Here is a 9,127-nt window from a genome sequence, read left to right as displayed (position 1 = left end):
CACACCGGCCCGCGTTCTCGGTGGGACCGGCCATTGCGGGCGGTCGTCATCGTGGTCACCGCGCTGTGCTGGCTGGCTACGGTTGCCCTGCTCACCGTTCACAGCACCGTGCAGCAGCCCGGTTACTACGAGCGGGTACTCGCCGACGCTCACGTGTACGAGCGCTTCTATACCGAAGTCCTGCCCGACCCGCGGGTCGTCGAGGTCTCCGGCCAGCTCTTCGCCGGTCTCCCGGTGGACCAGTCGCTGCTGACCGCGAATCTGCGGGTCGTCGTCCCGCCATCGTCGTTGCAGGGGGTGGCCGCCAGCCTCGCCGAGCGGACCGCGGGCTATCTGAGCGGCGATGCCGACACGCTCTACCTGCGCATCGACCTGCGGCCGGTGTTGACCAGCATCTCCCAGCTCGCCAGCACCTATCTGGCCGGTGAGGTGGCCGGTGCCACGACGTACCCGGTGGACGACGTGAGCAGGTTCACCGTTGGTCTCCTTGATGCGCTTGACCAGCTGTCGATGGGGCGCCCACCGGCTGGTGTGCCGTCGATCGGGGCGGTCCGGCTCTCGCCGCAGCAGGCCGATCACGTTGCCGACGTCATTCTTGACCGGGCACCCGGACTGGACGGCCTGGAGCGCCGGGCCGCGCACGAGCAGCTGGTGACGTTGATGCGGGCCGGCGACCTGACCTCGGCGCTGGTGGTCGCGGGCCCGCTGCTCTTCCAGGGGGATGAGGCGGCCATCGCGAACCTGCGCCGCCGGGTCGGTGGCGGCACGGTGCTCGATCTCGGGCCGGCGCTCGCGGGGCTGCCCGCCTCACCGGGTATGTCCGCGGCACACGCCGTGCACAGCCTTGGCTCGGCCGGTGTGCTGCTTGCCGCCGGCGCGTGTGCGGGCCTGGGCCTGGCGGTGCTCATGGCCGGCTTTGTCGCCGTTCGCCGGCAGGGTGGTCGTGGCCCGCGGCTGGTCGCCGCCGCGCTCGCCGTAGCCGGGATCATCGCGGCAGCGGCCGGTGGTGCGCTCCCGGGCCTGCTCGGCGACCCGTTCGCCGCGCTGACCGGCCCCTCGTCATCGCTCCCGGTGAGTGTCCGGGCGATGCTCGGCGATATCTGGGCGGGGCTGGCTGGCCAGGCCCAGCGCCGCTGGCTGGAATTCGCGATCATTCCGCTGGTGGCGGCTGCCGGCAGCACGATGGTCATGGCTGTGGTGACCGCGCTCGTTCGGTCGACCGCGCGGCGGCGACACTGGGAGACGCTGGTGGCGGCCTCGGCGGCGATCACTTCCGTGTGCTGGATCGTGCTGCCGCTGCCGGTCGCCCCGGCGGCGCGGATCTGTAACGGTTCGGATCTGCTCTGCGGCCGTCGTTACACCGATGTGGTGTACCCCGCGACGCACAACGCCATGGCCTCCAGCGACGCGCGCTTCCTCGGGGCGGCCCAGGATCCCGATCTGATCGGTCAGCTGAACTCGGGCGTCCGGGCCTTGCTGATCGACGTCCACCACTGGACGCTGCCTGACGAGGTGGAGACCTTCCTCAGCGCGCTTCCACCGGACCAGCGTGCCGCTGTCGAACCGCTCACGCGCGGCGCCCGGTCCCAGCGCGCGGGGCTGTGGCTCTGCCACGACGTCTGCCAGCTCGGGGCGCTGAGCCTGGATACGGAGCTGGCCCGAATCCGCGGCTGGCTCAGCGCGAATCCGACCGAGGTCGTCACGTTAATCATCCAGGATGGAGCGCCCGCGGCCGAGGTGATGGCCGCTTTCAGCGCGGCGGGGCTCAGCCGGTACGTGTTGACCCCGCCCAAGGATCCTGGCGGTGCTTGGCCGTCACTGGGCTCGATGGTCGAGAAGAATCGCCGACTGGTCGTGTTCGCCGAGAGCGCTGATGTCCCGGGCTCCTTTTATCGGCGGTTTTTCCGATATGCGGCCGACACGCCGTTCGACGTCTCCGCGCCCGACGGTTTCACCTGCTCCTTCGGGCGCGGCGAGCGGAAACCGGCGATCATTCTCATCAATCACTGGATTACCCGGACCGCGAGCAGCCGGGCTGACGCGGCGGTGGTGAACCGCCGGGCATCCCTGCTTGATCAGATAGGGGCGTGCCAGCGTGCGCATGGGCGGTTGCCGACGTTTGTCGCGGTCGACTACGCCACTATCGGTGACCTCATCCCGACCGTAGCGGAGCTGAACCGCGGTTCCGCCAGGTAAAATGTCCGGCTCGCGCCGCCCAGGCGGCGCCGCCGGTCGTTGTCGTCGGCCGACGCCCAACACAGGGTGCATCCCTCCGTTACCTCGTGATCCATCCACCCGGACGCCGCTGTCAGATCGAATGCCCGACTGTCAGATCCTCTTACTCAAGTCATTGAAGTGCAAAATATGTACTATTTTTTATGGATTGTCACGACTGACATTGGCGGCGGGCCGCTGGAAACCCTAGGATCGGGCTGGCTGCCTAACCGATCGACTATCGACTAAGAGCGCCCGGTAATGGGGGTGTGGATCAAGGAGTGGGGTTGGGGTGCGTGCGGCGCAAGGCGGCGGAGGGAGTCACCCTGGTGCTGGGTGGTGACTGACGAACCGGGGTACCCGTGCATCGCGCAACGATGGACGGGGAGCGACGGACGGGGAGCGATGCGGCGAGATGCGTGCCCCAGCCCCGCGACACCGCATCCCCTATTGCCGGTCGCTCTAACTACAGAATGGTCACATAACCGTATATCGACGCCGCTCACACCCGTGCGGGAGAGCCCACGGCACGCCAGTCCGTGCCCGTGGCGCCGAAGGAGCAAGATCTCCCCACAAACTCTCAGGCTGAGGCGACCGCCGGGCCAGGCAGCTCTGGAAAGTGGATGCCGACAGGCCTCCCGCCGACGGTGAAAGCCAGCCGCACCGGTCCACGGACCGACCGCGGCAGGTGAAACTCTCAGGCAGATGTACAGAGGGGGGAGGCCAGCCGCGACCGGCGGGTCCGCCGGATTGCCCGACCTCTGGAGCGTTTCGACAGTGCACACGAACTCTCCCTCATCCGCAGGTGGTCCGTCCCCGGCACGTAACGGTGCGGGCCGTGGCGCTGACCGCGGTACGCCCGGTGGCGCGGCCGGCGGCAACCACAGCGGCGGTGCTGGCCGCGGCCGCACCGGCCATCGTGGCGGTCCGGAGCGTGTCGGTGATGGGACGCTCAGCAAGCTGCCGGCCACCGTGGCGGGATCAGCCATCCCGTCGTCTGTCTCCCTGGCGCCGGAGCCGGTGTTGCCCGAGCCGGTAGCGGCGCGGACGGCGCGGCCCGCCGCGAATCCGGCCGGGCCGGCCGGCGGCGAGACGATCACATTCGTGGACCGCCATATCGGTCCGGATGCCGATCAGCGCCAAACGATGCTGGCGGAGCTCGGTTACCCCAGCCTGGAGGCGTTGACCACGGCTGCCGTGCCGGAGGTGATTCGCGACAGCGGGCTTGACCTGCCGCCCCCGGCGAGCGAGCCGGAGGTGCTCGCGGAGCTGCGGCGGCTGGGTAGCCGTAACCGCCGAGTGCCATCGATGATCGGCCTTGGGTACCATCCGTCGGTGCTGCCCGGGGTGATCCAGCGCAACGTGCTGGAGAACCCGGCCTGGTATACCGCGTACACGCCGTACCAGCCGGAGATCTCCCAGGGACGGCTGGAGGCGTTGCTGAACTTCCAGACGATGATCACTGATCTGACGGGCCTGGCCGTCGCGGGGGCCTCGCTGCTGGACGAGTCGACGGCCGCGGCCGAAGCCATGCAGCTCGCCCGCCGGGCTGCCAAGGGGCTCGGCCCACGGTTCATCGTGGACGAGGACACGCTGCCGCAGACGATCGCGGTGGTCCGTACCCGCGCCGAAGCTCTCGGCATCGACGTGGTGGTCGCGGACCTGTCAACCGTCCTGCCCGAGCAGCTGGCCGAGTCCGCGTTCGGCGTCCTGCTTGCCTACCCGGGCGCCGAGGGCGCGGTGCGAGATCCGCGAACCGTGCTCGAGCAGGCACGAGACCGCGGGATCATCGTCACGGTCGCGGTCGATCCGCTGGCGCTGACCCTGCTCACGCCACCGGGCGAGCTCGGCGCGGACATCGCGGTCGGCAGCACGCAGCGGTTTGGTATGGGCATGAGCTTCGGCGGTCCGCATGCTGGTTTCATCGCCGTCCGGGCGGGCCTGGAGCGCTTGTTGCCAGGCCGGCTGGTCGGTGTGTCGGTGGACACGGACGGCCATCGTGCTTACCGGCTCACGCTACAGACCCGGGAGCAGCACATCCGGCGGGAGAAGGCGACCAGCAACATCTGCACGGCACAGGTGCTGCCGGCGGTGGTGGCGTCGATGTATGCCGTTCACCACGGTCCGGACGGCCTGACCGCGATCGCCGAACGGGTGCACGACCACGCGGTACGCCTGGCCACCGGGCTCCGCGCCGGCGGCGTCCAGATCGTCCACGACTACTTCTTCGACACCGTGCTCGCGTTCGTGCCGTCGCGGGCCGCGCAGGTCGTCGACGCGGCGCTCACCGGTGGGCTGAACCTGCGGCTGGTCGACGCCGACCACGTCGGTGTTTCCTGCAACGAGACGACACTGGACGCGGACCTACACGCCGTGTGGGCGGCGTTCGGTGTCCCGGCGCTGCCGCTGCCCGCGAATCCCACGATGCCGGGTCCGGACGCCGCGGCCACAGCCGATCGTGTGATGCTATCCGGATCGAAGCCTGCCGGCGCTGACAGCGCTGCCGGCGCCACTGCCACCGGCATCAGGACCAGCACCAGCACCAGCAGCGCTCGCGGTGGCGACCAGGCGATTCCGGCGGAGCTGTCGCGTACCAGCGGCTATCTGAGCCATCCGGTGTTCAACGAGCACCGTTCCGAAACGGCGATGCTGCGCTACATACGCCAGCTCGCGGACAAGGACCTCGCGCTGGACCGTGGCATGATCCCGCTTGGGTCCTGCACGATGAAGCTCAACGCGACAACCGAGATGGCGGCGGTGACCTGGCCGGACTTTGCCGACATCCACCCGTTCGCCCCGCTCGACCAGGCCGCCGGTTATCTGGAGCTGATCGCTGACCTCACCGAGTGGCTCACCGCCATCACCGGGTACGCGGCCGTGTCGCTCCAGCCGAACGCGGGTAGTCAGGGGGAGCTCGCCGGGCTGCTGGCGATCCGCGCCTACCATCACGACCACAACCCGCCAGGTGTGCCGGCTCGCGACGTCTGCCTGATTCCGTCCTCCGCGCACGGGACGAACGCGGCCAGCGCGGCCATGGCCGGGATGCGTGTCGTCGTGGTGGCCTGCGACACCGACGGCAACGTCGATCTGGCCGATCTGGCCGCCAAGGCCTCCGCGCACTCCGAGCGGCTCGCCGCGCTCATGGTGACCTACCCGTCGACACACGGCGTCTACGAGGAGGGGATCGGGCGGGCATGTGACCTGGTGCACTCCTGCGGCGGCCTGGTCTACGTGGACGGCGCGAACCTGAACGCCCTGGTGGGGCTCGCCAAGCCCGGCATGTTCGGCGCGGACGTGAGCCACCTGAACCTGCACAAGACGTTCTGCGTCCCGCACGGTGGCGGTGGCCCGGGCGTCGGCCCGGTGGCGGTGGTCGAGCGGCTCGCGCCCTACCTGCCCAACCATCCGATGCGGCCGGAGGCCGGCCCGCTGACCGGTATCGGGCCGGTCAGCGGCGCGCCGTGGGGGTCGGCGGGCATCCTGATGATCCCCTGGGCGTACATCCGCCTGATGGGCGCGGACGGCCTGCGCCAGGCCACGTCCGTGGCGGTCCTCAACGCCAACCACATCGCTCACCGCCTGTCGTCCTGCTTTCCCATTCTCTACGCCGGGCGGGACGGGCTGGTGGCGCACGAGTGCATCCTCGATCTGCGCCCGTTGACGAAGCGGACCGGGGTGACCGTGGAGGATGTGGCCAAGCGACTCATCGACTACGGTTTCCACGCGCCGACGATGTCGTTCCCGGTTCCCGGGACGCTGATGGTCGAGCCGACCGAGAGCGAGGACCTCGCCGAGATTGACCGGTTCTGCGATGCGATGATCGCGATCCGGCGGGAGGCCGACCAGGTCGGCAAGGGCACCTGGCCGGTGTACGACAACCCCCTGCGTAACGCCCCGCACACCGCGTCCATGCTGGTCGCCGACGACTGGCCGCGGCCGTATCCACGCAGTGTCGCGGCCTATCCGGTCGCCTCGCTGCGCACCGCGAAGTACTGGCCGCCGGTACGCCGTATCGACGGTGCCTATGGCGACCGCAACCTGCTCTGCACCTGTCCACCGGTGGCGGCCTACGCCGACCCGGATTCCGGGCCGCCCCCCACCGCCAAGGCTACGGCTCCGGCCGACTCCACCGCTAAGGCCGACTCCGGCACCCACAGTTAGGGCTGTCAGCCGTTGAACTGGATGTCCCAGATGGTCACCTGGATCTGGCTGACCCCGTTGCCGTACGACACCACTTCGCCTGCGGCGATACGGCGGGAACTTCTACCTGTCGCACAGAACCGCAGACCGGTGTGGATGTCGATCGCTGACATCGGTTGGGTCCGCAGCTGGGAAGCGCATCCATCCGCTGTTGGTACGCCAGCAGCGGACCACAGCGCGAGCCTATTACCACTGATGCGTCCCGCGTACGTATAGAAGCTCCCCCCCAAGCCACCGAAGTTGACGGTCAGCGGCAGCGCGTCGACGTCGACCCCGTCACCTGAGTCGGTCATACGCAGCCGCTCTTGGGCCAGCACGATGGCCGTCGGCGAGTCAGGCGAGGAGGGCGCGCTCGATGGTGAACCGGCCGAAGGCGTGCTCGACGAGGATAAGCCGGAGCCGGTGGTGGATGTTTCACTGCCGGTGGACGTGTTTCCGGCCCCCGATCCGGTCGCGGCTCCACCGCGGTTCGGCTGGCCCGACGGAGTGTTGTTCAGGGCCGTGAGAAGCACGATCGCGACCACGAGCGCTGCCGCCGCGCTGAGCCCGCCGATGAGCCATGGTGTCCTATTGCGCCGTGGACGGTCGGGCGGTGTTGGTGCGGGCGGCGCGGATGGCGAGGGTGCTACCCCCGGCCGAGGCGTCCCCGGCCGGGCCGGCTGCGGCGGGTACGGGTGCGGCGGGGATGGTGGGTGCGCTGATGGCGGGGTGATGCTGTACCGGGTGATTTCCGCGGTCACGGTGGCCGGTAGCCAGCCTTCGCCGATGCGTAGGCGTTCGTCGGTGGACGCGGCCCGGCACAGCTCGATCAGTGCCGCGGGGGTGGGGCGGGCCGCCGGGTCCTTCGCCACGCACTGTTCCAGGACCCCGCGGACCTGCTCCGGGCAGCGCTCCCAGTCGGGCTGTTGGTGTTCGATGCGGTGGAAGACGGCGGCGTCCGCGCCGAACGGTAACTCGCCGATGATCGCGTAGTAGGCGGTGGAGCCGAGGGAGAAGACGTCCCCGGCCGCGGCCAGGGGCTTTCCCCGCACCTGCTCGGGGGACATGAACGCGGGCGTGCCGATCCGTACCCCGGTCTGGGTGATCGCCGCGGAGGATGCCTCGACCGCTCGCGAGATCCCGAAGTCGATGACGCGGGGGCCGTCCGCGGCGAGGATGACGTTCCCCGGCTTGAGATCGCGGTGGATCACGCCGGCGGCGTGGATGGACTGCAGCGCCTCCGCGACCCCGGCGATCAGCACCAGGACGGTTTCCGCCGGCAGCGGGCCTTGGCGGGCGACGACGGCGGCGAGGGAGGGGGCGGCGACGTAGGCGGTGGCCAGCCATGGCCGCGCGGCGTTGGCGTCGCAGTCGATGACCGGGGCGGTGTACAGGCCCTGGACCCGTTGGGCGATCGCCACCTCCGTGGCGAAGCGGCGGCGGAACGCGGGATCGGCGGCGAACTCCGGTCGGGCGATCTTGAGTGCGACCGGCCGGCCGCCAGGGGTGTAGGAGAGGTACACCGCTCCCATGCCGCCCTCGCCGATCCGGGCCCGGAGCAGATACCCGCTGATCTCAAGGGGGTCCTGCGGGGTCAACGGGGTGAGTACCGCATCCCACGCAGGCTCCGCCCCGGCGGATGGTGCCAGCGGTGACGGGTCTCCTCCCGGGCCCGGGAGGTCCGTTCCCGGCGGCGTGCTGCCAGTCGTCATCGACACGATACCTCACCCATGGCGCCGTGGCCGATCAGCGTCTTCAGCGTAACGCCGTCACCCAGTCTGTGTGGCACGTGCCGTCCTCAATCGCGTGCTTTACGTGAGACTGCGCAGCCTAGCGGTGGCCGCCGGAAGCCAGGGTTCTGGCCGGATTGGCGAAGCTGATCTGGGAGGTCCGTCGGGGTGTGCCCGATGCCAGGCGGATGCGTCGCGAGGCGGCGTCGGCCCCGGTAGCGGTGTTCTACCGGGGCCGACGACAACGACGTAAGGCGCCATCCGGTGCCGGCAGGCCCTGGGCGAACTTCCGATCGCTCGCTGTCTCACCTGGCGGCCGGTATTCCGGTGGGCACTTGTTGCTTTGTGGCCGGCCGCCGCCCAGCCCCGCGCGGCTGCCCCGCGCGTATCGGCAGGCGTCATGGGCAGCTTTCCTCGACCTTGACGACGTTGAGGGTGGCCGGGGTCCCGAGGGAGTAGGGCCTACCGGCGGCCGGGGAGGTCGAGCAGATCTTCCAGTTGCTCTCGACCACCACCGCACGGCGTGCGCCGGTGGCGTCATGCAGCGTGATACTCGAGTTCCGCCCGAAGGCCGGCATGACGGCCTTCAGCGAGCGGCCGGTGAGGTTCGGCATGGTCGTGCCGATACTCGGGACGGTGGTGTCCACGGTTCCCGCGGCTGGGCAGGACTCGTCGAGCTTGACCACGCCGAAGTCGACCTTGGTGGTGACGGGATGCTTGCCTGCCGCGGGGGTTTGGTCGCAGATCTGCCAGTCCCGGTCGATGAACTGGCCGCGGCCCCGGCCGAGCGCGTCATGCGATGTCAACGTGGTGAAGCCAGCCGCCTGCGCGGTGTCCTGGGCGAACTGGAGGCCCTTACCGACCAGGTTCGGCAGGGTCCCGGTCGTGTCCGCGCCCGCCGCGGAGCCTGGCTTCGGCGAGGTGCCCGCGGCACGGCCCGAGCCGATGCCGTCGGTCGTACCGCAGCCGGTCAGGACGAGCACAGCCGCGCCCGCGAGGGCGAT

At 69.9% G+C, this 9,127-nt stretch carries 4 protein-coding genes and 2 riboswitches; of the genes, 2 read left to right on the top strand and 2 right to left on the bottom strand.

Annotated elements, in window-relative coordinates; translation table 11 throughout:
• Both MJ783_RS07070 and gcvPB read left to right on the top strand, forming a co-directional pair.
• A partial coding sequence (locus tag MJ783_RS07070) for a hypothetical protein (protein WP_239309360.1) occupies nt 1-2,196 on the top strand: 2,196 nt, incomplete at its 5' end.
• Nucleotides 2,197-2,716: 520 nt separating this feature from the next.
• Nucleotides 2,717-2,821, top strand: a riboswitch (glycine riboswitch).
• Nucleotides 2,822-2,937: riboswitch (glycine riboswitch) on the top strand.
• Between the two features lie 423 nt (nt 2,938-3,360).
• A complete protein-coding gene (gcvPB, locus tag MJ783_RS07065; protein WP_239309384.1) occupies nt 3,361-6,375 on the top strand; it encodes an aminomethyl-transferring glycine dehydrogenase subunit GcvPB in 3,015 nt (1,004 codons plus the stop codon).
• A gap of 5 nt (nt 6,376-6,380) precedes the next feature.
• Here the strand turns inward: gcvPB and MJ783_RS07060 are convergent, their stop codons facing one another.
• Both MJ783_RS07060 and MJ783_RS07055 read right to left on the bottom strand, forming a co-directional pair.
• Entirely contained in the window at nt 6,381-8,105 is a 1,725-nt protein-coding gene (locus MJ783_RS07060) for a serine/threonine-protein kinase (RefSeq protein ID WP_239309383.1), read from the bottom strand.
• 416 nt (nt 8,106-8,521) lie between these two features.
• Nucleotides 8,522-9,127: hypothetical protein (locus tag MJ783_RS07055; protein WP_370651473.1), on the bottom strand; the 606-nt coding region annotated here is incomplete at its 5' end.

Origin of the sequence: Protofrankia sp. Cj3 (genome assembly GCF_917627355.1) — a bacterium.
Taxonomy (GTDB): Bacteria; Actinomycetota; Actinomycetes; order Frankiales; family Frankiaceae; genus Protofrankia.
The sequence above is the reverse complement of the archived record's forward strand: the minus strand, read 5'-3'. Positions and strand labels throughout refer to the sequence as shown.